Origin of the sequence: Algoriphagus boseongensis (assembly GCF_004362805.1) — a bacterium.
GTDB classification, from domain to species: domain Bacteria; phylum Bacteroidota; class Bacteroidia; order Cytophagales; family Cyclobacteriaceae; genus Algoriphagus; species Algoriphagus boseongensis.
Window position 1 is genome coordinate 1 of sequence record NZ_SNYF01000004.1, and the last position, 1,073, is coordinate 1,073.

Annotated in this window: 1 protein-coding gene; it reads left to right on the forward strand. The window is 52.3% G+C overall.

Features of this window, described 5'->3' with window-relative positions:
- The coding region (locus DFQ04_RS18255) for a PemB family protein (RefSeq protein WP_208110492.1) at nucleotides 1-1,073 on the forward strand (1,073 nt) is incomplete at both ends.

The following is a 1,073-nucleotide window of genomic DNA, read 5'->3' on the forward strand; positions in this document are numbered from 1 at the left end:
GCATCGGCTGGCAACAGGTTGAAGAACAACATTTTCAGGGCCAATACGGGTCAGGCGGTTTTTGTGAGCAACAGCACGGGTCTGGTGGAGATGGATTACAATGACCTGTTTACCTCGGGGACGTATGTGGGAAGATTAGGCAATGAATATTTCGGAGACCTGGAAAGCTGGCAAAACAGATGGGCAGTGGATGCCAACTCGTTGAGTTTTGATCCGCAGTTTGCCAGCGATACGGATCTGACGGCGAGTTCCCCGGCTTTGGCCAATGCGGGAACACCGCTGGCCGAAGTTACAACAGACATAAACGGATTGGCAAGGAAGTCTACTCCGAGTATGGGTGCAAACGAATACGATTCGGAAGGACTGAGTCCGCTTTCGGGGACTTATACGATCGATCCAGCAGGAACGGGAGTGCGAAACTTCACGACGATACAGGCCACGGTGGATGCGATGATTCTGAACGGAGTGGACGGTCCGGTGGTGTTTGAGATCGCCTCGGGTACCTATGAGGAGCAGGTGCTGATCAAAGACATTGCGGGCGGCTCGTCGACTAATACGGTGACCTACGAACCGGCCACGGGCAATCTTGGGGATGTGACCATCCGGTTCAGTTCCACGGTATCGTCGGATAATTATGTAATCAGACTGGACAATGCGAGTGATCTGATATTCAGGAACCTGAACATTCAGGCGACCAATACTTCCTTTGCCAGAACGGTGTGGTCTGTAAATCGCCTAGACAACATTCTTTTTGAAGGCTGCAGGATGGAGAGTCCTGACACAGGCAGCACGAGTGCAGAGTTGGGCAATATTCGCTTGGATCCTTCGATCTCCACGAATGTTCGGTTTTTCAACAATCAGATCGTGGGAGGCAGAAAGGGGATGTACTACCGGGGCGGGAGTTCAGGTTCCTATCGAGCGCCTGGTTTTGAGTTCCGGGGCAATGAAATCACGGGTCCCTTCCAATACGGGCTATATGTGGACAGGTTGACCGCTGCGGTGATTGAAGACAACCGAGTGACGATGCGCTCTACGAGTTGGAGTTCTTCCTACGCTTTGGAGCTGAATGAGGT